We start from the raw sequence: 21,176 nt of genomic DNA, 5'->3' as shown, positions 1-21,176 counted from the left end.
GCAGCACCTTGCACAATTTTGTTAGATCGTTATCGACCTGCATCCTTCGCATTTGCGGGCTCTGCTCATGCGCAATCGATCGACAAAATCATCATGAAGCTCGGTCACACGCTGGCTCCGGACAATCACTATCAGCTTGCAGCGCTGGAATTCGCCAAAGCCGTCAAAGCTAAGACGAAACGGTAGGAGCCTTGGACCTTCCGCATAGGATCGTCAATGGCCAATTTGGCGAAGTGCCGCTTACTTTATTGACTGTGCCAGACGCGATCCGGTCCTCAATTTTCCGTCGATCGATATTCGTAGCCGATTTTCACAGCTTAGCGGAGCCGGACACATGCACGATATTACTCAACCCACTGCCGCAGCGATTCGGCCAGAGAAGCTGGTTGTCACCAGGAGAATGACGGCCGGTCTCGGCGGAGGCGTAGCCCTGGAAGCGTATGACTGGAACATTTACGGCGTGATGGCCGCGTTTCTGTCGCCGCACTTCTTTCCTTCCAGTGACCCCATCACATCTCTGCTTGCCGCGCTAGCAGTGTTTGGAGCAGGCTTCCTCGCGCGGCCGCTCGGGGCTGCGTTGCTTGGTCCAGTCGCAGATCGCATCAGCCATAAGCGGGTAATGATGATCTCGGTGACCGCGATGGCGCTGTCCTCACTGCTGATCTCCATCTTGCCGACCTATAACCATATCGGCGTCACGGCAGCTGTGGCGCTGCTTCTTATTCGAATCATTCAAGGACTTTCCCTTGGCGCCGAGTCGGGTGTCGCGAATGCCATCGGGATCGAACTGGCACCACCGGGCAACGAAGGGCGCTACCTTGGCCTGATCGGCGGTACGTTCATTCAGCTGGGTGCGATCGGGGCCAGCATGGTCGCCTTTCTGGTGAGTGCCTCGGTGGCGCCTGAGGTGATGCGCGAGTGGGCGTGGCGTATACCCATCGCGTTTGGTGGCGTGCTCGGTTTGTTTATCATCTATCTGCGGAAGGCGATGCCGGAAACTTTGGTCAATCGCGCGATGCATCGCCAAGATGAGTTGTCGCGCATTCAGAAAACTACCAGCGGCGTATGGAAAACGCTATGGAGCGTCCGGCTCTCGTTGCTCGCCGTCATTCTGGTCATCGGATCGGTGCAGATCGCTAACTACGCATGGATTGCGGGTCTGCCCAACATGGCCAACACGGTATTCAAGGAGAACAGCACCTGGGTGTTCGGAATCCTGACGCTGATGGGGCTGAGCTGGATGGTTGCCGCCCCCTACGTCGGCGCCTTCGCGGACAAGGTGCGACCCTCGCGCGCGTTCACGCTGCTGCGCCTGCTGCTCATCCCGTGCTTCTTCCTTACATTGGTCTATTCGGAGAAGAGCATCTCCACTTTCTTCATCGTCATGGTGTTCGGAGGAGCTATCGTAGGCTTCAACATGGGCCTCTACAACTTCGTCGCCACCACGCTGATGCCGCGTGCGGTGCGAACCACCGGGGTAGCCCTCGGCTATGCATTGGGCGTCTCGTTGTTTGGCGGGACTTCACCGTATCTCATGGTGTGGCTGCAACGCGAGCACATGACCTGGATATTCCCCATCTACGGATCATTGATAGCGCTGCTGAGCGTAGTGGTCTATCAAATCGCCAAGAAGCGCGGCCGCGTCTACATCGGCAACTGAACCCCGTCTGACTGCCTACTCCGCGCGCCGCGCCAAGGCGGGCGGAGGAATTTTAGGAGGCAAACCTTGCCGAGAAGCGACTACCTCTCCGCGCACGAGAGTATGCTGGCGCGGATTGCGCAGACTCGCATTGTGGACGGAGAATGGACGTCCATCCCTGATGGTGATTGGACAGGAGGGCGTTCGTCGGTGAGCTTTGACTCACGTATCTCGCTGATCCAGGGCGGCTCCCAATCGCGAACGCGGATACCGCCCTGTGCCGGATGCTGCCGCGCCAACACTGGACAGCCTTCAAGGGCTTCGGCTTCTATCAGCGTGCCGCGCTCGGAAGCGTCCTCCTCGGAAATGAAACCTCACGTGAAGTTGCACTCACGGCGGCAAGGTCGCTGCAGGAAATGTTTGATCTGCGCATGGGACCGATCCCATTGGGCACTGATGCCGAAGAGGCCAGTGGTGTTGGGGCCGCCGAGAGCAGCATCGACTCGCTTTAAGCGACAAGCCTGCTTTACTGGGAATTGGCCCAGCTGGGCGACTCTCAGATCGAGGCGGTCGCCAACGCTTAGATGCGGCGGGTGCTCGAAATCCAGGTGCGTCCGGATGGTTCGGTCACCCCATCATCCACGCTCGACCCGCATACCGGTTTCCTATTGGGGCTTCGACGATCCGGCAATCCCGAACACCAGCCGGGATACCGCGGCCACGGCCATCGCCGGGGTATCGGCATTGTGGCTGCCGCACTTGGCCCTCACGAGGCGCCAACTACCGATATTTCGCGGAGCGTACCGTGACGCAGCTGATCGCGGAGAGCGTCGGCTCCGGCGGCGAGTGTACGCCTGGAAGAGTGGATGCTTTACCCGAAGAGCAGTCGTGCGCGACATGGACGCGGCAGAGAACGTCGAGCTGATCTTCGGTAGCTGCTTCCTGTTTGAATGTCTTGCCATTCTCACGGGGCTAGTGCCGGCTGGCCGGATCTACTGAAGATGCGCCGGCGGTCGCAAAGTCCGAGCTGTCTCGGGAGCGACAGCCGAAAACCGGCGGGTTGCGCTCAGGTGGGGATGTCACCGACGTCACCGAGGTCCCCAAAGAAATGCTTCTACGATTGCGTCGAACTGAGATGCTTCGCTTCCACTGTAGGCCTGGTCTACAGCGTTATACCTCAGCTGATGGCAGTACATGAGCACCGTCCTCGCCAGCAGGAGCGATGCGCACACGAGTTCTTCATTGCATTCAGGAGCCCGCTCACACGCCACTATGACAGTACCACGGTCCATCTGCTTGCCGTCGACGCTCAGAATTCCGATCGCAAGTTACCTCTCGTCAATTTTGTCCATACGTCATGCGACTTTATCCAGTCGAAAAAGTTCAACGTTTTACTGCCGAATCAATAGGACTCGGCGACGACTTCCCAGAACTGGAGTCCATCGAATGAAAACACCCTCATCGCCGCACTTCACGCCCGTTGATCTGAAGCCATATTTCAATGCCAGGCGCCGGGAGCTGGACGAGCGGCTCGGCAAGCGCGCGGGCGACACCAGCTGGATTGACTCGTTGCGGGGGCCGCAGACGCATCGCGGCATCCCGTTTCTATTCGGCGACGAAGCCGGGCCGGATGTGCTGGCCTTGCGGCCTGGGGAGGCTCCTACCGAGATCTCACTGTCACCCACATTGGCCAGCTACGTACTCTTAGTGCATGCAGTAACGGACCATCAACCTGTGAGGCCTGAAGGGTTTGGCGAGATCGGGCCGGCCGCGCACTTTGTGGACGGCAACCCACTCGGCGACCGCGTATCGACGTACGCACTCCGATATGCCGACGGAAGCGCGGCCAACGTGCCCGTGCTGCGGCGGTTTGCGATTCAGCAGAGGCACACTGAATGGAGCGCGAGTGCATTTGGGGCCGTGCCGCTGCGGGGTCCTATCGTGCATGCGAGCAGCGGAGAAAACTTCGCGCTCGGGCGGGCGCCGGGCGCCAGCTTCGTAAACAGCGAGGTTCGCACTGAATCGGGGCGCATTAGAATTCGTGAAGGTGAGAACCTGTGGCTTTACGCATTGCCGAATCCGCATCCAGAGAAGGAGCTCGCGGGCCTGAGCCTGCGCCCGGAGCAAGAGGCTTCGCTCGTCTATGCGGTGAGCATGACACAGCTGTCGGAGCATCCGCTGCGCCTTCAGGGCCGTCGCAAGCTGAGGATGCGGCTGCCGCCCGGGGTGCATCTGAACAAACTTGGCGAACTGGATGTCGACCATCGCGGCGAACAGATCGGCATGGACTTGGGCAACGTCATTTCCGCCCGGGCGGTACTTAAGTACTCCAGAGCGGATTGGCTAAGTGACAAGCCCGACGTGCAGCCTGTGCGTTCCGAGAATGAGGTCATCGTCGAATATTCCGCCCACCCAGACGCATGGCTCTACCTGCGCTCCAACGACGGACACCTGCACGTTCGGGACCTTCGATCGCTGGAAGGCATTGAAAATGCAGCAGGCATCTCGCTGGACGCTGTGCCGATCGAGCCGGCGACACGGCCCGTGAAGATCCGCATCGTTGAGAAAGGCAGTGGTGTGCGTGTTGCCGCGCGCCTGCATCTCCACGGTGCGCACGGGGAGTATTTACCGCCCAAGGGACATCACCGCAAGGTCAACACCGGCAGGTTCGAGGACTTCGCGGGCGAACTCGCGAACGGCCTGAACCAGTACGCCTATGTCGATGGTAGCTGCGACGCGGACCTGCCGATTGGGATCGTATTTGTCGAGATCAGCAGGGGCTTCGAGGTGCGGCCTCTGCGCAGCATCGTCGAAGTCACTGCGGGCACGGATAGCCTCACATTCGAGCTGGACAGAGTGCTGCGCTGGCGCGAACAGGGCTGGGTTAGCTCCGATACGCACGTCCACTTCCTGAGCCCGCAGACAGCCCTACTGGAGGGCAAGGCGGAGGGCGTCAACGTCGTCAACCTGCTCGCGTTGCAGTGGGGCGAGATGTTCAGCAATGTCGCCGACTTCGACGGACGCACGACGATCGGCGCGAAGGACTTCGGCGGCGACGGAGAGTTCGTCGTCCGCGTTGGCACAGAGAATCGGATGCACGTGCTGGGGCACATCTCGCTTCTCGGCTACGAAGGCGAGATTATCAATCCGCTGTCTTGCGCTGGATCCGACGAAGCAGCGATAGGAGATCCGTTGGAGGCGATCATGGCCGACTGGGCGGAGCGTTGCCGACAGCAAGGGGGGCTGGTCGTGATGCCGCACGTGCCCAATCCCCAGGCCGAGCGGGCAGCTGATATCGTGCTCGGCCTGATCGACGCGATGGAGATGATGTCGTTTAACCCACGAACCGCGCAGATCAGCGCATTTGGTCTGGCCGACTGGTACCGGTACCTCAATATCGGCTACCACCTGCCGCTGGTGGCGGGTTCCGACAAGATGGACGCGTCCGCGCTCCTCGGCGGCTCGCGGACCTATGCGCAGCTCGGCGCGCGCGATTTTACGTACCGCAACTGGATGGATGCCGTGCGCAACGGCGATACGTTCATCACAGTCGGGCCGCTCGTGGATATGACGGTGGAGGGACGCCGTCCAGGAAGCAAGATCGCGCTTCCTCCTTCTGGCGGAACCGTCGCCGTCAACTGGCGGATAGAATCGGTCAGCGTCCGGCCGACGCGGGTCGAGTTGATTCGCAATGGCACCGTAGTCGACGAAGTGCGATGCAGTGATCTGTCATGCAACGGCCATTTCCCCCTACGCGTCACCGCGTCCTGCTGGGTCGCGATCCGTGTTCGAGGCAGTGTCGCCGGGCGCGAGGCCGACATCGCGGCCCACACCAGTGCCGTGTATGTCGGAGTCGGCGAAAAACCCATCTTTGCGATCGCAGACGCGGTGTCGGTCCTCGCGCAGATCGAGGGATCGATCGCCTACGTTGATACGCTGGCCCCCAGGGCCGATGAAGCGCGGCACGCGCGGCTGCGAGCTACTCTGGAGCTAGCACATCATCGCCTGCATCACAGGCTTCACGAACTTGGCGCCAGCCATGAGCATGCGCCGGTTCATTCGGTTCACGTTGAACGCGAACATTGATGAACGAAAACTTAGGGTAAAAAGGTATCTGCTGTCCGTTTCCCGTTGCCTCGGTGTTGGCAGCGGCGCGTGGGCGAACCCGGACCATGGCATGTCCGGCTACGTCCACTGGCATCGAAGGTGAAGTCGCGTCCATTCGGTGACATAGCTTAACCTGAAAACCTACCAGCTTAGCCAGTCGATATCGATCGCGATCTAGGTGGGCAGCGAGACCGTCTTTGCACCCCAAGCTGTCGATCGTAGTTCTGGACGAGCTTAGGTTACCCTTCAGAAGGCGCTCACAGCATGGAATCCCCGTGTTCGTTCTGTTCTGTCGGCCGGTGCGCATGGCGCGGCGCGTCGATAGCATGCGCTTGGCAGTGCGCTTCGCGTAGCCCCATAGGACTGTTGCGTCTTGCGCGTTCGCATCGCTTGGCCCTGGCCGTCAGTCAACCCTGCTTCCTCCAGTTCAATGATGCCTCCATGCCGCCAGGCGTCCATGAGAATATCGAACAACCGATAGTCCGCTTCGATCTGCGAGATTAGGCAATGCCGTCATCGAACGACTAGCCGCGACACTAGACTTCACACATTCTTGAACTCTACTTGCACGACACAAATTTGAAATGAACGGTTGCTACTAATAATTGCATTAGGCAAGGGTCCGAGGCAAGCGCAAGCTAAGGTTACAGGAAAATGGAAGCAGCTTCGAAGACCAGGAGGCCGCAACATAGCTGTGGAATGACAGTTGCGAAGTTCCTGGGTCGATGAGCCGCACGACGTGAGAGGCGACATGCTCGTACATTCTTGCGTCCCACTTGAACGATGCCGTCGAGCAGGCTGAAGCTGGCAGGATCTGATGGTTTACTGACAGATTAGTTTTAAGGGCCCGTGTAGCACGGAAGCTCCCACAAAGCTCTATGTATTACTTACGCGCCATAGCAGACAGCTCGAGCCGACCGACACGTAGTGATCCTAGAGTCTTCCCGGCCTTCGAACTGAGATGCATTCCACGAAGGGAGAAATCAAGCCATGTCGCCTGCCGTTGCGCCTAGTCTCATTCAGGATGAGAATTTTCACGCGGTAACTGCGCGCCTGCTTTCGGAGCAGTATCCCCTTGATTGGGGGACCGCGTAACAATCCCGAAGCGAGCCGCAATCCCTTCGATTACGTGGAGTACGATCTCGGCATTGCACCTGAGCAGGGCGAACTGATCTATCTGCTCTGTCGATGGCTGCGCACAAAGCGAGTAGCGGAATTTGCGACGTCTACCGGGATGTCAACGCTTTATCTCGCCGCCGCAATGCGTGACAATGGCGGTGGGATCGTGATTGGATCGGAACTCGTCTCCGCGAAGGCAGCAGCAGCGCGTCGCAACCTGCGCCATGTAGGTCTCTCAGACTACGCCGAGATTAGGGAAGGGGACGCTCGGCGAACTCTGCGCGATCTCGGTGGTCCGGTGGATTTTGTTCTGATAGACGGCTGGCTTGCGAATGACGGTCCCTCTTTGGCCCGACAAGTTATAGAGATCATCGCGCCGCAAGTGCGGATTGGCGGCTACGTGATGAACGACAACGCCGAGCCGGATTTTCTCGAATTCGTCCGCGATCCAGCAAACGGGTTTTTGCGCTTAACGATCCCAATCAAAATTGGCGCGGAGCTCTGCGTGAAGGTAGCCTAGGCCTACCACCTCGTTTTCTCGGCATCAGTCCTCGACGTGATCTGTCCGGAGGTCTTCGGGATCCGCTTCTGAGGCGGCATAACGCAATTAAGGTAATCCAATCATGAGAGTGCATTAACGTCCTCGCATAAACTCCTGCTCTTTCGCAGTGGAGTTCTCTTCGAATTGAGTGCGGGTACCGCGCTTCCGCTGGCATCTGGATAGGGTGCGCTTGGTATGATCAGTGCCGTATATGTCGAGGTCGGCGACAACCCCAGGAGGCGGTCTCGGTCCTCGCGCAGATTGAGGGATCGATTGCTTATGTGGATACGATCGCACCCAAAGACCGATGAAGCGCGGCACTCGAGGCTGCGGGCTTTCCTAAAGCCGCCGAAGTGTTTCGTCGCTAGCTCTCTGACTTCGCTCCGCAGAACCTAACGCTCCTGGTGAATGGTTTCAGCAAATGGCCGAGAAAACAGAACAGCCGAGAGGCCACAGTGGCAATCGCAGGGGAGAATCAGCGGCGAGGTTACGTGATTTCATCTCACAAGCTTTGGTAAACTTGGTCAACGGTTTCAGAAGTGGCCCGAGAAAGCGGATTGTAGAGCGGGCACAGTCGCACTAGCTTCGGGTGGAGCATGCCACTTCGGAGGCGGATTCAGCGGGAGTTACTAAAGTGTAGTATCTGGATGGCATGCTTTTGCTTACACCGTGACAAGGTGTCGGGCCGAGCACGTATCCGCGCCTTCGCAGAAGGCGCTCTGGCCGGCATTCAGGTCATCTTTTGTGTGGTGATTGTCGAGATATCACGCCCATTGGGGTTCCTGTAACGATCGGCGAAACCTCTGAACAATTCACCCATCTGGCTTGATCGGACAGTAAACTCTCCATAGTTAGGATCGAAGAGCGTGGTCATTCCACTCGATGTCGAGGTTGCGATTGTGTGTTTGCCGCCTTGGGCGAAACGCAAGCCGAGCAAATAAGCCGATCGGTCTTCGGCGACTTCGTTCACTATCTGCGCTATGCGCGAGGACGTACCGAACCAATATCTCGTCTGCTGTCGGATGGTTGTTCTAAAGCCCGCTTCCCGCAACATTGTGCTTTTTGCCTGAAGGTTGTGAGAACCTCCTGCTCCGTCGCTTCGCAACAGAGCCTTGAGATCTTCATACCACTGCTGCCGCACTGAAGCTGAAGCGTGGTTCTTGTTTTGAGAGCCAGCTCGCGGCGCACTCATTCGGGATGACGGACTGCTGTGGAGATTGATGCGCGTTCCAGACGATCATGATCACCAATTCCAGGCGATCGTGATCGCTATTTCCAGCGGTCGTGATCGGGGACAGCGAGGCGCTCACCACTGACAGTCTGCCACCCGGGCCGCTTGGTCTTTTGCCCATCGAGATGCCGACAGAGAGACTGCCCAGGCGCCACATCGCGAAGTTCTACGCCTGCACTACAGCGTCGGCATGTCGCGGCGCGCCGTTGCCCGCAGCCTCGGCCTGGCCCAGCGCACGGTCAGCAAGTACCTGAACCGAGCCCGCCGCGCCGGCCTGAGCTGGCCATCGTGGCCGGAGCTGGATGACGACATTCGGCTCGAGAACCGCCTGTTTCCGCCGCCTTCCGATCGGCCCAGCGACGAGCGTCCCCATCCGGACTGGACGCGTGTGCATCGCGGGCTGCGGCTCCCGAACGCCACGCTGATACTGTTGTGGGAGGAGTATTGCGACGCAAACTCTGACAGCTTCAGCTATGCGTGGTTCTGCGAACGCTACAGGGACTGGCCCGGCCGTCTCAAGCCAATCCTGCGCCAGGTTCACCTCGCGCACATGGCGCATCGCAAGCCTCCCCATCGGCATCCGATCCACTCCTTCCAAACGCCGAAAGGAAGGACCTATCAGAGCCAGAAGAGGCCGCTTCGTCCCGGGCGGTTTCATTCCGGGATGGTGGGCGATTTCATCTCGGAACGGTGGGCGACTTCAAATCGGAATGGCGGGCGATTTCATTTCGGATCGTGGGCGATTTCGAGCGGAATCAGCATCTTCGTCAGCTACTCGTCAGCCAACCAGTCTAGCGAGACAGGCTGCGCATTCTCGACGTCATTGGAGGTGGAATATGAGGGGCATTGGCCGGCCCGGCGAATCGCACGTTGGGCCTGCAGGAGCCGACAGCACATGGGGATCGAGCAGGTCGACCCCGGAGCCCGGGTCAGCCCCCGGGGAAGGCAGGCAATCTTTTGACTCCGTCCTGGAGCAGGCGCGCTCCGGACCTCAAGATAGAGCGGTGCCGCTCGTGAGCGGGCCACCAACTTCGCGTGTGGCAGTCCCGAGGTCCTCAAGTGGCGAGCGAATCAAAGCAGCGAAGCAAACAATGCGCAGCCTGCGTAAGGAATTTGATGCTTCTCGGAATGCGGCCACGCAAGCCTGGAACGAGTATGCGGCCACGCGACGCCGGAACCAGTCGGAGGCGCAAGACCTGATTGACCAAGCCGTCAAGGCAGGCTCGGAAGTTCTGGACTATTACGCGAGCCTGCCCCCGGATATGGCGCACAGGCTTCTTTCCGACGATCAGGCTCGCCGACTTCGCGACGAGACTCTCGCTGCAGGCAACCAATGCAACGGCGTGGCCGCCTCGATTGGTCACGACCTGGAGGCGAGCAGGAAGAAAGCCGCAGCCGTGCTCGGCAAGATGCGAGATTCCAACGTTCCGCCCGCCCAGCTGAGCCACGCGGTATCCAGTGTGGCGAAGCACTACCTGGCCTGCATGGAATGGTGGGGAAAGAAGGTACTGCGCTCGGATCGGATGCAGTCCGTCTGCGCGGCCACTGCCAACTTGCCAAGCACTACGTCCGAGATGCGGAAGGCCGAAGAGGCCGCACTCCGCCTGCATACTGGCTGGGCACTTTATACGAACTGCATGTATCTGGAATCGCGGATTGCTCTCGCACGACTGCTGATCGAGTCTCAGGCGAGCACGTTCGAACCAGCCGTGAGCGACGCCCTCATGAGTGAGAACGGGCGGGTGCGTCTGCTCGGGACGTTTGTCGACGATGTTTTTCCGGCATTTCTCTCTACGGCTCACGCCGTTCTGTACAACAACGGAGAGGCACTCGACGCAGAGCACTGCACCGTTCTGGAAGGAGTCATGGAACGGCTTTCGGAATTTGCCTCAGGGGCGCACGGCATCGTTGCCAGGCTAAGGGGTGCCGGAGCCGGTGCCGACCTTCCACTGGGACTGTTGGACCAGATCGCAGAGGGTGCATGGGTCACCGCGGACGAAGTCACGCGATTTCTGGCAGTGCAGCCAAAGAAGCCAGTCCTGATTGAACCGCCTGCCCAGGCTGCAATACCGGAAAATACTGTCTTGGCGACTGGAGGGCCACGCGGCGCGGAGGAAGGGGAAAGCAAGCGCGCACCGGCCGCAGGCGAGGGGAGTTCAACGGCCAGGCTGCGCGAGCCGCAGCTCGCCAGGCCCGATGCTGCGACGGCCCCGACAGCCAATATTATCGTACTCTCGGATCTCGGTACGAAGAAACTCGCCAGCGCAGAGGAGGCACGCGCGAGGGGCGCATTCTCGGCGACCCGTCACCTGGAGATGTGGCAAGCTCCGCCCTCCAGCAAAGCACTGACGGGATTACTCAAGCGATTGGACGAGCTGCTGCAGTTCGATCTACCGGCTCAGCAAAGGGCCGTCTCGCAAGCACGCCAAATAAAGCCCGAGGACGCCGACCACGTCGTGGATCTCGTCATTAAGCGCCTGCAGACGCAGGCCGCCGAGATCGAGGCCTGTGTAGCCGCGCTGGAGGAGCCTCGCCGACGTGGCCTACTCACGCCTTCGCAAGTGCCCGAAGTGCACGAAAAAATAGTCCGGCTTAAGGCGATGTTATCCGAGATTCAGGGACAGGCAAACTCATTGGACGCGCGAAAGGCGGCGATCACGATCGATTGCATGAAGACCTACGCGTTTCCGTCGCAGAAGTACCTTGAACGGTTGCGGGCGGCAGAGGAACTGGCGTCTGTGGATCCACCGCGCGCCTTGAAGGGCGAGCCAGGGACGCTGTTCGAGATCAAGCTGCAGCCCAAGCCGCTGCGCAATGGTAGGCCGCCAAGCCCGATGTGGGTGCACATCCATACGACGCGGCCGGTACATGCGTGGCAGTTGGCGTCGCTGGGTGACGCCGAATTCGCCGCTTGCCACGTGAAGTCCGATGAACAGCGTGGCTACAATCGGGATTGGCAGAGCGCTCGAGCTGCGACGGGGAAGGAGAACGTTGTGATTCACCGTGGCAAGCTCACGCCTGCGTTCTGTAAGTCGTTGTTGAGCATCGCCCCGTGGTACCCCCTTCTCGAGACTGAGCACGCATCGATGCAATTCGCGGGGCTCGGGATGTAGTTACCTGAATGTCTCGTGCTAGAGCGTCGCTATGGTGACGCATTCAAGCAGACCGTTATCACCGAGAGGAAATCCTATATGAGCTCGAAGCCGGCGCGGGCTCCGTCGAACAGGTCGACAACGGGGCCCGATTGAAAATCGATCGGGTGCGCCGTGACCCCACTTCCGCTTGGCAGCTGAACCGTCAAACGCCGGCGATGTGTCGGCTCCAGTCCAGGCGCAACCATCAGCGCTCCCCTTCATCTTCGAAAATGAGTGCAGATAATGAATCGGGTGCGTCAACAAAACGGATGCCGCTCCGGCCGACTCGTCGGCAGACGCCGCAGCCTTTCAGCGACAGCTGCGCGAGGTCGCTGTCCCGTCCGCTCCCGTGCTCATGCACGTCCGCGCCTATCGAGCGGATGCATCGCGATCTCAGGCGCGGCCCACTATGCGGGCGAGCGGGCACCCACATACGCCGGCTCGCTCCGAGATGACACCTATCAGCCGCTGCCCGTGCGACGGTTGGAGATCCCGAAAAGAGGAGCTCCCGGCAAGACCAGAGCTTTGGGCATACCTTCGATCTATGATCGAGTGTGCCAACAGGCGCTGGCCAATCGCTTGGAGCCGATCTTTGAGAAGGTCTTTGATCCCAGCAGTTTTGGGTATCGGAAGGGTCGAAAGACAGCCGATGCGCTAACCAAGATCTGGCGCGAAATACAGGCTGGGAACGAGTGGATCGTAGACGCGGATCTGAAGGATTATTTGGACGTGGCTTCATAATACACCCTGGTTCATGCGGTTTGGGTCGAACAGGCTGGATTGCGGGGTTAAGACCTTGATGCGGAGTCCTTTTTGCTTCCCGCGCATAATGTGCACGGCTTCGAGTTCGCCGCGCTTGACTCGCTGCAATACGGTTTGGCGCGAGACTCCAAGCGCCCACATAGCCTCGCGCATCGGCAGAAAGCCGTCGGGCGTTTCGCCGTTGAAGCGCACCTTGAGTTCATCGGTCAGCCGAATGCGCCAGGGAGCGCCAGGCGTGAGCTGCTCACCGGCGATCATGCCGTCGTTGAGCAGACGATGGATCGTCGAGGGAGCGACACCAAGCGCGTCGGCGGCTTGCTTGATGGTCAGAAGATCGCCGGCGGTTTGCGGGTTTTCTTGGAAGCTTGAAATCTTCCAGTGCCGGCGCAAATTACCGACGCGGTTGCGGTCGAAGCGGTGGCCATAGGCGGTCGTGCGGCCCTGCCGGTTGAGGATGCCGGCAATTACAGCATCGGAATAATGCACGGCCAGTCGTCGCAGGAGCGCAACGGTGTCCTCGTCCGTGCGGATCGTCGCTGGCCGCGACCGGGGCAGGGCGAGATCGATCTCGGTCAGCGCACCGCCCTTCCAACGCAGCGTCAAATGGGCGGCAAAGGCACTGCGATCGACTTTGATGATGACCTCGTCGATGCGTTCGCAACAACTCCTTCCGGTCGCGCGGCGTCGTCGTGCTTGCGTTCCAGACGGAGATGAGATCAGGCCCAAGCACGAGCAGGCGGTCATGCTCCTGTTGGCTGATTATATGAGGGCGAGTGGCCTCGCGACGCGCAAGATCGGCCTTTGCGGCCTCCAGTCGGTTGTCGGGGTCGACAGCGCGATAGCGGCGTTCTGCGCGTTGGGCTTCATAGCTGGCGCGTTCCACCGCAAGTCGCCATCGTTTGAGCGCCGCCTGGCGATCCGCTTCAAGCCGTTCCGCGGCGGTGAGTGTCGCGGCCAGCTTTGCGGGTTCTAAGGCGGCGATGAACGCCTGGGTGATGGCGTCATCGATTTGAACGCCGCCGATGTTGAGGCAATAGACGCCTCGGTTCTCGACCAGCACTTTGCCAGCACAGTGATAACCAGTGAAGAATTGCGTCCGCGATAGTGGGTATGCAGGCGGCGGCCGCAATGGCCGCAACTGGCAAGACCTTGCAGGAGGGCGCCGCCCTCTCACAGCGCCGCCGCCCTTGTGCGGCTGGGGTCGCGTGTTCGCGGCAAGACGTTGCTGATTTGCTTCATAGGTCTGCCAGTCGATGAACCCTGGATGATGCTCGGGGATGAGAACCTGCCATTGGTAACGCGGCAAGAATCGAATCCGCTTCTTGCGCGCACCAGTGCCATCGAGAATCGTCTCTTGGCGCGTTTTGCCATAGACATAGGCGCCGGCATAGACGGGATTGGTCAAGACCTGGTGGATGGCGGTGTAGCTTGCCTCGACCCAGCGGATATCCGCACGGGCGTGCAGCTGCAGCGGGAACGTGAGCCGCTCGGACCGAAACCAGAGCCAAACGCGGCGCGCCGATCCCATCTCGGCAAAGCGCGCAAAAACGCTGCGAACGGCGGTAACGACGGCCTCATCGGGATGGAGGCGGACCTCGCCATCAGCCTCGCCCCAGACGAAGCCGACCGGCAGGCCGCGGCGCAGTTCGCCACGCGCCGCCTTGTTGCGGATTCCGCCGTTGAGGCGAGCCCGCAGCACGTGCAGTTCGGCTTCGCTCATTGTGCCCTTGAGCCCCAGCAAGAGGCGATCGTTGAAGACGGCCTGCCGTCGGCATCGCCGATCAACGTGTCGGTAAATCCGGCCAGATCAATCAGGCGGTACCATTCGGCGTTATTGCGCGCGAGCCGCGAGACTTCGAGACCGAGCACCAGGCCGACACGCGCGAGCGCCACTTCGGCGGTGAGGCGGGCAAAGCCCGAACGCGCCACCGAGCCCGAACCGGAGAGGCCAAGATCCTCGTCGATAACGATGATGCGTTCATCGGGCCAGCCGAGGTCACGCGCTTTGCCGGCAAGCGCATATTGCCGGTCCGTTGATTCGCGGTTGTGCTCGACCTGTGCGGCGCTGGATTGGCGCAGATAGACGACAGCCTGTCGAGAGAGATGACTTGGCGTAATCTTGACGCGCTCACTCATCGCTTGCCTCCATCGCCGCGGATATGACGCGGGTTACTCTCGGGAAGAGCCGGGTGCGGGAAAGCCGCTCGCCCGGATATGTGAGGGCAATGCCAAATGGCCGAGCTACTCGACCACGCCCTAACTGAGCTCCAAGTGACCTTCACCAGCCAGCCGGTTTAGGACGCCTCATCCTCTAGATTTGACCAAGATGAGCCGGTGGCTTACACCTCCGTGTAGCCGGCGGTAGGAGGGAATCGCCTTTTTTGATCAAGGATTTCTAATGATGACTTTTACTACGATGCATATGCGCGTCGCTTCTGACCACGACGGATTCTAATGTATAAGTGGATTTCTCTGGCGACGAGCGCCGATCTCGCGCAGTTATCTAATCACATCACCTCCGAGTACAACCCAGACCGGGTCGCAAAGATTCTGAGCCAGGGGATCTCGGATGCAGTGAAGGGCGTCCTCATTGAGTACAACTACATCGATAAAGACTATCGCAGCACCTACTATAATTTCTATTCAAAGAAGGGGCAGCATTATCGCGGCGACTGCGTGCGGCTGCATTTTTTTGACCAGACTGTGAAGTTCGATGACGCCAACTTTGCGGTAGTTTGTCCCGATCGCGAGCTCAATGATCATTACTTCGGCTACATGGTATTGCGGCCGACCGGCATTGCTACAATCGGCAGGACTGTGCTCTCTCCGGACATCCGCAACGGCGCGGGTCGTTTCATCATCGCTGCCGACCATAAGGTGCATCTGCTCGGCTATAAGCTTGTGATACGCGGCTTTCCTTCGATGGATCAGCATGTCGATATTTCTGTGTGCGCGCATGCTGCTTGCTGGTCCATCTTGCGGCACTACAGCGAGCGCTACAACGTTCATCGAGAATATTTGGTCCATGAGATCACGATGATGGCTCACGAGTTCAATCCGGGCGGTTTGGTGCCGTCTAAAGGATTGCAGATCGCTCATGCCGAACGCGTGTTTCAAGAGGCCGGCACGTTCCCTATCCATATCGCGCGCAACGCCACGACAGGCACTAAGGACCATCCGTTCTATCGGCAACTGATTGCGTACGTAGAATCTGGCTTCCCTCTGTTCGCCGCGATGCATTCGCGTCGCCATGCGGTCGCGCTCGTGGGCTACGAATGGCGTCAACCGGTGAAAGGTCACGCCCGTCTCCGGTATGCTTGGGATGAAGTTGAAACGCTTGCCGTCGTCGACGACAACTATTTGCCGTACATGTCCATTCCGAAGTCGATCGGAAGTCCTTACGCTGCGGAGGCAATTGACGCCTTTATCGTGGCGCTTCCTGAGAAGGTCTACTATCCGGCCGACGCCGTTGATCGGTTGGCTCCTGCCTTGTTCAAGCTGGGTCCCGCCCTCGGTCTCCCACCCAAGGACGACACTATCATCCGCTACTTCATCACCACCGGCTCGTCTTACCGCCATTTCGCGCGAGAGCATGCATCGGAATTTGATCCGAAACTCCTGCAGTACATCATGACGCTGCCGTACGCCCAGTTTATCTGGGTAGTGGAGTTTTCAACGGAGGAACAGTGGGCTAATGGAAGGGTTGAAGCGCGGGCGGTGATCGACGCCACGGCCAGCTTACGCGAGCAGATGCCCCTCTGGCTGTTCCACAGCCGCACCGACGCCTTGATTTTCGATCGGAAGCAGGTTGGTCAGGCGGGTTCCGGCATGGGTGGCATGCAACTTGCCAATACCGGTCATGGAGGGTTCTCGCGCATGGACCGCAACTTGCGACCAACTCAGACGAAATAGCGTTATCGATGGGCGGCGAAGCCCATTCTCGACTTGAGGGAGATCACCGATGGCTGACGATGCACACGACAAAACAAATGAAAAACCTGAAGTACTTCAGGGGCTTGCGCCTGTCGATGCCAAGTTGGTGCAGGAGTTCCTCAAAGAGATGGACGAGCACGTAATCCCCGACATCGTCAAGGTCGTGGAGGAGAGGCGTTTGCAAGCAGCAGAAAGCCGTCAGTGGCAGCTAAAATGCTGAGGGGTTAGCGGGCTTACTTGAGGGGCCTCTTCAGGCGCTCGTAAGCCGCGCGTACGATTGCTTCCACTGCTTCCGCGGCCTCAGCGTCCAAGGCCGGATCAGCCCGCAAAAGGCTAGAAATTTGCACCAATGGCTCTGGTGGGCTAGCGCGATAGGGCGCGTCGACAAAATCCGACGGATTAAGCCCCGCCCAGGCAGAAAGCGCGGCCAAACTAGCCGCGTCCGGACGCCGTCCCTGCGCCATGCGTGTCAGGGTCGAAGCGCTAACGCCGGTTGCTTCTGATACCTCTTTCCAGTTGACATCGCGGGCTTGAACGGTCGTCTCCAGCGCTCGATAGAAGGCATCTCCGTTAAAGCCCTTGGTGTTATTGGCGTTTCTTGCAGTTTCGGAAATTGCCATTTAGCAATTGACTTTCTCTTTCGGTGTTGCTATTTATTGCTTAATAGCAATTCGACTTCGAAATTGCAAGGAGAAAACGTATGGCTACCGAACGCGCGGATATCCTTGAGACGGAAGGCCTCGGACGCAACCACTTGGTGACGGTGAAAGTGAACGAGCGCCCGGTAAAGCTGCTGGGCCCGCGTGAAATGGGCGAGCAAATCAAGATCGCTGCGATCGAGCAGGACGTTCAGATCGGCAATGACTATTTGCTGGACCAGGTGCTCCACGATGGTACCCATCGCCGCGTCGAAGACCATGAGCCGGTAGAACTCCAAGATCAAATGGTGTTCGTGGCGCGAAAGCCTGAACACGTAGTCATAATCACCGTCAACGAACAGTCGGTGAACCTCATAGGCCACTCCGCCAGCGGCACAGAGATCAAGGCCGCCGCCATTGCTCAAGGTGTGGCGATCCAGCCCAATTTTGTGCTGCAGGAGGAACTGCCTAACGGTACCAGCCGTATCGTCGGCGATCATGACGTCGTCCGTCTGCGCGAACATCTTCGGTTCACGGCGATCGCGCCGGACGATAACTCCTAGGCAGAAATTGCCATGAAAGTGGAAGTTTCTGCCGCCATCGAAGATCTGAAGAAGCAGTTTCCCTCTGCCTCCCTCAACACGCGGGATGATGGGCAGGGCGGCGTCTATCTAACGGTCGACCCGGTCGTGCTTAGCGACCGGTTTGTCCCTAACAAGACGTGGGTCGGCTTTCACATCCCGGCGCAATATCCTTATGCCGACATCTATCCCATGTTTATCGGTGGGGAGGTTCGGCGCGCTGACGGTCAGGGCTTTGCGCCGCCGGTCACTGCAGGACATGCGTTCGAAGGAAGGCCGGCGCTGCAGATCTCCCGCCGCAACAGCACGGCCCAGAACGGCAAGCAAAAAGTTTGTGCCAAGGTTCTCAAGGTTCTGGATTTCTTAGAGAGAACGTCGTGATGTCCAAGTGCAGGCTCCACATCACCCGTCCGGATTACGAGTTACTTTGGCATCATCTCTACCAGGAGGATGGTGATGAGCACGGAGCCATCCTACTCGCTGGTCTGTCCGAACTTGATACGATTCCACTCCTCACTGTTCGGGAAGTGCATCTGGCTAAGGACGGGGTCGACTATGTAGCGGGCGCAATCGGTCACCGCGCCCTAACGCCGCAATTCATTCATCGGCTGATTACGCGCGCCCGCGACGAGCGGTTAGTCTATTTGGCCGTTCATAATCACGGCAGCGATCGGCAGGTCGGCTTCAGCGATATCGATGTCCGATCTCATGAGCGCGGCTATCCAGCTCTCTTGCAAATCGCCAAAGGCAAGCCGGTTGGTGCTCTGGTATTGGGGCGGCGGGCCATGCAGGCAGATCTCTGGATGCCAGACGGCAGCCGTTGCGAACTCGATCAGGCGAGCGTAGTTGGTATGAAGATTGATCGTCTCGCACCGCATCTATCGAGAAATTTGAGCTCGATGGACGATCAATACGATCGCCAGATTCGTATGTTCGGTCGAGTGGGCCAGCAGACCTTATCGCGCGCTCATGTTGCGGTGATCGGCCTAGGCGGGATCGGTAGCCTTGTAGTGGAATACCTGGCGCGCTTGGGCGTCGGTCACTTCACGCTTGTTGATGACGATGCGGTTGAAGCGTCCAACCTTGCACGACTTATCGGAGCATCGCATTCCGATGCTGCAAATCGGACGCCCAAGGTTCAGTTGGCGCGGCGCCTTATCCAGCAGGCCAATCCATCCGCTCACATCGAGCACTTCAATGCGGATGTGACCAAAGCTTCAGTGGCAGATCGCCTGAAAGGTTGCGATTATATCTTCCTTGCGGCGGACTCAATGCGGGCACGCTTAGTAGTGAACGCGCTGGTTCATCAGTATCTTATTCCAGCTGTTCAGCTGGGCTCGAAAATCCGCGCTGATGAGCAGGGGCGGGTGATCGATGCGTTCAGTGCCATTCGCCCGATTCGTCCAGGTGCGGGTTGCCTTTGGTGCAATCAGCTGATTGATCCTAATCTCTTGGCCAAAGAGGCCAAGACAGATGCGGAACGAAAGGCGCAGGCTTATGGCGTTGAGGAGCCGAACCCCAGCGTTATCAGTCTTAATGCGCTCTCCGCGGGGCACGCCGTGAATGATTTTCTAATGGATTATCTGAGTCTGCGCGCTGATCGTCCCTTGCACTACCAGCACATCAATGCCCTGAGCGGGAAGCTGCACTTGGTCGAACCGCGTAAGGACGCTGATTGTCCAGAATGCTCGAAAGGTGGAATGCGATTCGCTCGAGGTGATGCGGTGGATTTGCCATGTACAGAAGGCTAGCAAGCGCCTCGTGATATAGATCTCGCGCGGTCGCAAGACGATCTAGATTGAACCCAGGATGCGATCAATGCAGATGCACAATCGGAGGAGCGTATATGTCGCGAGGTCCCTCATTGCCGCCCTCCATTCTACATGCCGACGCGATTGCCGCGCGGCAAACAGGATGGAACTCGCATTGCGCCGGCTGAAATGTTCCTGAATGTTGGGCCATTGCCTCACGTAATTTGCTCCCCAGTGGGATGGGACTGCGGGGGCGACAATGAGGCAACTGAGCATGGCGACTCGAAGAGAGCTGACGGCCGCTGTGGAGCAGCGCTACAGAGAGGCGAGCCGCGCGGAGAAGGCGCGAATTCTCGACGAGTGTGTGGTTGTGACCGGCTTCCATCGAAAGCATGCGATGCGCCTGCTCCGAGGCGATATCGGGCAATCCTCGGTTCGGCGCACGCGTCGCCGGATTTACGAGGAAGCTGAACGAAATGCGCTGGTTGTTCTTTGGGAGGCATCGGACCGGATTTGCGGCAAGAGACTGAAAGCGCTGCTGCCGCTCCTGATCGAGTCGATGGAACGGAACGGCCACATGAGCCTGGCGCCAGAAATCCGCGCGAAGCTGCTGGTGATGAGCGCGTCGACGATCGACCGGGCGCTGGGCAAGATCCGACAGGAGGGTGGGCGCCAACGCCGGCGGCCGGTGGCGAGCGCATTGCGACGGAGCATCCCGGTACGGACGTCCGCCGATTGGAAGGATCCGGCGCCGGGCTTTGTCGACGCCGATTTGGTCGCCCACAGCGGGCCCTCGGCGCGCGGCAGCTTTATCCAGACGCTGGTGCTCACCGATATTGCGACCGGCTGGACGGAGTGTGCGCCGTTGCTGATGCGCGAGCAAAACGCTGAAAGCGTATTGCGAGCAGGCGAACATTGTCTTCACGCGTTGCCGACCCTACCGCAAGAACGACCAGGCATTTGTCGAACAGAAGAACGGAGCCGTGGTCCGACGGATGGTTGGTTATCGACGGTTTGAGGGCTCGAAGGGCTGCGTTGCTCGAAGAGCGCTGCTCGACCATATCGGTGCCCAGGGCAGGAGGCAGGGCGCGGTGGGGAATCCTCGTGGCCTGTTATGAGCCGGCATTGTCGACGCTCGCCCCCTAGACCGAGGCAGCCCTAAGACGAAACCACGGTCATGCGGTATTCAACCCGCGCATGAGAGCTTGATCAACCGTCGTCTTTGGCCCTGGCTCCTACCGTGGGCACCTTCGAAGTCCAGCGTCCGGGCGCTCAGCCGGAAGCGGCTCCGCTTGATCGAGTCGCTTGACAGCAAACATGAGAGCAGGCTGTTGAAAAAGGGCGCTCGCCGCCGACCGGCGAGCATGATTAATTGGCCTGCGATGCGATTCGGAGATGGTGCGTGCGCGGCGGCGACAATCGAACAGGCGAGCTGTTCAGCTACGTTGATCTGGAGGCGCGGGTGCGGCGTGATCATCCGCTGCGAGCGATCCAGAGATTGTGAACGAGGCACTGTCGGTGCTGGAGCGCGAGTTTGCCGCGCTCTATTCGCCGATTGGGCGGCCGTCGATCCCGCCGGAGAAGCTGCTGCGGGCGATCCTGGCGCATCGGTCAAGCGCGCCAAGCGGCTCGTCCATCACCAGCAGCCTGGGTTGAGACAACAGCGTCCGGCCGATGGCGACGCGCTGCCGCTCACCAGAGGAAAGATGCGCTGGCGAGCGGTCGAGCAGTGGCGCTAAT

Annotated in this window: 17 protein-coding genes and 3 pseudogenes; 14 read left to right on the top strand and 6 right to left on the bottom strand. The window is 59.3% G+C overall.

Translation table 11 applies throughout. The features are described from left to right. Positions 1–334: 334 nt before the first annotated feature. The 4 genes from QA643_RS26650 (at position 335) to QA643_RS26635 (ending at position 7,385) form a co-directional block, all read left to right on the top strand. The gene (locus QA643_RS26650; RefSeq protein WP_283028735.1) at positions 335–1,660 is read left to right on the top strand and encodes an MFS transporter; all 1,326 of its coding nucleotides are present in this window, start codon (positions 335–337) and stop codon (positions 1,658–1,660) included. A 263-nt stretch (positions 1,661–1,923) separates the two neighbouring features. After that, positions 1,924–2,151: a hypothetical protein gene (locus QA643_RS26645; protein WP_283028734.1), complete on the top strand. Its 228-nt coding sequence runs from the start codon at positions 1,924–1,926 to the stop codon at positions 2,149–2,151. Between the two features lie 934 nt (positions 2,152–3,085). Beyond that, positions 3,086–5,725, top strand: a complete 2,640-nt coding sequence (locus tag QA643_RS26640) for a CehA/McbA family metallohydrolase (RefSeq protein ID WP_283028733.1) — start codon at positions 3,086–3,088, stop codon at positions 5,723–5,725. Positions 5,726–6,821: 1,096 nt separating this feature from the next. Next, positions 6,822–7,385 (top strand): class I SAM-dependent methyltransferase, encoded by a 564-nt coding sequence (locus tag QA643_RS26635; protein WP_283028732.1) that lies wholly within the window; start codon positions 6,822–6,824, stop codon positions 7,383–7,385. A gap of 751 nt (positions 7,386–8,136) precedes the next feature. On the opposite strand, the gene QA643_RS26630 is transcribed toward QA643_RS26635, so the two are convergent. Beyond that, positions 8,137–8,598 carry a YopT-type cysteine protease domain-containing protein gene (locus QA643_RS26630; protein WP_283028731.1) on the bottom strand — a complete coding sequence of 154 codons (462 nt, stop codon included), beginning with the start codon at positions 8,596–8,598 and terminating at the stop codon, positions 8,137–8,139. Between the two features lie 229 nt (positions 8,599–8,827). Between QA643_RS26630 and QA643_RS26625 the strand changes: the two genes are divergently transcribed. The 3 genes from QA643_RS26625 (at position 8,828) to QA643_RS26615 (ending at position 12,512) form a co-directional block, all read left to right on the top strand. Further along, positions 8,828–9,598, top strand: a complete 771-nt coding sequence (locus QA643_RS26625; protein ID WP_283028730.1) for a hypothetical protein — start codon at positions 8,828–8,830, stop codon at positions 9,596–9,598. A 130-nt stretch (positions 9,599–9,728) separates the two neighbouring features. After that, positions 9,729–11,750, top strand: a complete 2,022-nt coding sequence (locus tag QA643_RS26620) for a hypothetical protein (protein ID WP_283028729.1) — start codon at positions 9,729–9,731, stop codon at positions 11,748–11,750. Positions 11,751–12,014: 264 nt separating this feature from the next. Continuing rightward, positions 12,015–12,512, top strand: a complete 498-nt coding sequence (locus QA643_RS26615; RefSeq protein ID WP_283028728.1) for a reverse transcriptase domain-containing protein — start codon at positions 12,015–12,017, stop codon at positions 12,510–12,512. On the opposite strand, the gene QA643_RS26610 is transcribed toward QA643_RS26615, so the two are convergent. Genes QA643_RS26610 through QA643_RS26600 form a run of 3 tightly spaced genes read right to left on the bottom strand, consistent with a single transcriptional unit; the run spans position 12,507 to position 14,669 of the window. Next, positions 12,507–13,019 (bottom strand): helix-turn-helix domain-containing protein, encoded by a 513-nt coding sequence (locus tag QA643_RS26610; protein WP_283028727.1) that lies wholly within the window; start codon positions 13,017–13,019, stop codon positions 12,507–12,509. The two genes, QA643_RS26615 and QA643_RS26610, sit on opposite strands and share 6 nt — an antisense overlap. Beyond that, positions 12,925–14,253, bottom strand: coding sequence for a recombinase family protein (locus QA643_RS26605; protein WP_283028726.1), 1,329 nt, complete (start codon positions 14,251–14,253; stop codon positions 12,925–12,927). The genes QA643_RS26610 and QA643_RS26605 overlap by 95 nt, the downstream gene beginning before the upstream one ends. After that, complete coding sequence (locus tag QA643_RS26600) at positions 14,250–14,669, bottom strand: recombinase family protein (protein WP_283028725.1); 420 nt, start codon at positions 14,667–14,669, stop codon at positions 14,250–14,252. Before QA643_RS26600 ends, QA643_RS26605 begins: the two co-directional genes overlap by 4 nt. Positions 14,670–14,987: 318 nt before the next feature. Between QA643_RS26600 and QA643_RS26595 the strand changes: the two genes are divergently transcribed. After that, positions 14,988–16,445 (top strand): hypothetical protein, encoded by a 1,458-nt coding sequence (locus QA643_RS26595; RefSeq protein WP_283028724.1) that lies wholly within the window; start codon positions 14,988–14,990, stop codon positions 16,443–16,445. Between the two features lie 49 nt (positions 16,446–16,494). Continuing rightward, entirely contained in the window at positions 16,495–16,686 is a 192-nt protein-coding gene (locus QA643_RS26590; RefSeq protein WP_283028723.1) for a hypothetical protein, read from the top strand. Positions 16,687–16,699: 13 nt separating this feature from the next. Here QA643_RS26590 and QA643_RS26585 read toward each other — a convergent pair whose 3' ends face one another. Continuing rightward, entirely contained in the window at positions 16,700–17,086 is a 387-nt protein-coding gene (locus tag QA643_RS26585; protein WP_283028722.1) for a helix-turn-helix domain-containing protein, read from the bottom strand. Between the two features lie 80 nt (positions 17,087–17,166). Between QA643_RS26585 and QA643_RS26580 the strand changes: the two genes are divergently transcribed. From QA643_RS26580 to QA643_RS26560, 5 genes and pseudogenes are all read left to right on the top strand, one after another. Continuing rightward, positions 17,167–17,667 (top strand): multiubiquitin domain-containing protein, encoded by a 501-nt coding sequence (locus tag QA643_RS26580; RefSeq protein WP_283028721.1) that lies wholly within the window; start codon positions 17,167–17,169, stop codon positions 17,665–17,667. 12 nt (positions 17,668–17,679) lie between these two features. Beyond that, complete coding sequence (locus QA643_RS26575; RefSeq protein WP_283028720.1) at positions 17,680–18,066, top strand: hypothetical protein; 387 nt, start codon at positions 17,680–17,682, stop codon at positions 18,064–18,066. Continuing rightward, a complete protein-coding gene (locus QA643_RS26570; RefSeq protein ID WP_283028719.1) occupies positions 18,066–19,436 on the top strand; it encodes a ThiF family adenylyltransferase in 1,371 nt (456 codons plus the stop codon). The genes QA643_RS26575 and QA643_RS26570 overlap by 1 nt, the downstream gene beginning before the upstream one ends. 259 nt (positions 19,437–19,695) lie before the next feature. After that, a pseudogene (locus QA643_RS26565) lies at positions 19,696–20,458 on the top strand (ISNCY family transposase); the annotation flags it as partial. A 380-nt stretch (positions 20,459–20,838) separates the two neighbouring features. After that, positions 20,839–21,038, top strand: a pseudogene (locus tag QA643_RS26560) (IS5/IS1182 family transposase); the annotation flags it as partial. 5 nt (positions 21,039–21,043) lie between these two features. On the opposite strand, the pseudogene QA643_RS26555 reads toward QA643_RS26560, so the two are convergent. Continuing rightward, positions 21,044–21,175, bottom strand: a pseudogene (locus QA643_RS26555) (ATP-binding cassette domain-containing protein); the annotation flags it as partial. Position 21,176 lies beyond the last annotated feature (1 nt).

This window comes from Bradyrhizobium sp. CB3481 (genome assembly GCF_029714305.1).
Lineage (GTDB): Bacteria > Pseudomonadota > Alphaproteobacteria > Rhizobiales > Xanthobacteraceae > Bradyrhizobium.
The sequence above is the reverse complement of the archived record's forward strand: the minus strand, read 5'-3'. Positions and strand labels throughout refer to the sequence as shown.

Coding starts and splice junctions, on each gene's coding strand:
- QA643_RS26580 (WP_283028721.1), top strand. CDS start 17,167: ATGGCTACCGAACGCGCGGATATCCTTGAGACGGAAGGCCTCGGACGC.
- QA643_RS26570 (WP_283028719.1), top strand. CDS start 18,066: ATGTCCAAGTGCAGGCTCCACATCACCCGTCCGGATTACGAGTTACTT.
- QA643_RS26600 (WP_283028725.1), bottom strand. CDS start 14,669: ATGAGTGAGCGCGTCAAGATTACGCCAAGTCATCTCTCTCGACAGGCT.
- QA643_RS26605 (WP_283028726.1), bottom strand. CDS start 14,253: ATGAGCGAAGCCGAACTGCACGTGCTGCGGGCTCGCCTCAACGGCGGA.
- QA643_RS26640 (WP_283028733.1), top strand. CDS start 3,086: ATGAAAACACCCTCATCGCCGCACTTCACGCCCGTTGATCTGAAGCCA.
- QA643_RS26630 (WP_283028731.1), bottom strand. CDS start 8,598: ATGAGTGCGCCGCGAGCTGGCTCTCAAAACAAGAACCACGCTTCAGCT.
- QA643_RS26620 (WP_283028729.1), top strand. CDS start 9,729: ATGCGCAGCCTGCGTAAGGAATTTGATGCTTCTCGGAATGCGGCCACG.
- QA643_RS26575 (WP_283028720.1), top strand. CDS start 17,680: ATGAAAGTGGAAGTTTCTGCCGCCATCGAAGATCTGAAGAAGCAGTTT.
- QA643_RS26585 (WP_283028722.1), bottom strand. CDS start 17,086: ATGGCAATTTCCGAAACTGCAAGAAACGCCAATAACACCAAGGGCTTT.
- QA643_RS26595 (WP_283028724.1), top strand. CDS start 14,988: ATGTATAAGTGGATTTCTCTGGCGACGAGCGCCGATCTCGCGCAGTTA.
- QA643_RS26615 (WP_283028728.1), top strand. CDS start 12,015: ATGAATCGGGTGCGTCAACAAAACGGATGCCGCTCCGGCCGACTCGTC.
- QA643_RS26625 (WP_283028730.1), top strand. CDS start 8,828: ATGTCGCGGCGCGCCGTTGCCCGCAGCCTCGGCCTGGCCCAGCGCACG.
- QA643_RS26590 (WP_283028723.1), top strand. CDS start 16,495: ATGGCTGACGATGCACACGACAAAACAAATGAAAAACCTGAAGTACTT.
- QA643_RS26650 (WP_283028735.1), top strand. CDS start 335: ATGCACGATATTACTCAACCCACTGCCGCAGCGATTCGGCCAGAGAAG.
- QA643_RS26645 (WP_283028734.1), top strand. CDS start 1,924: ATGCTGCCGCGCCAACACTGGACAGCCTTCAAGGGCTTCGGCTTCTAT.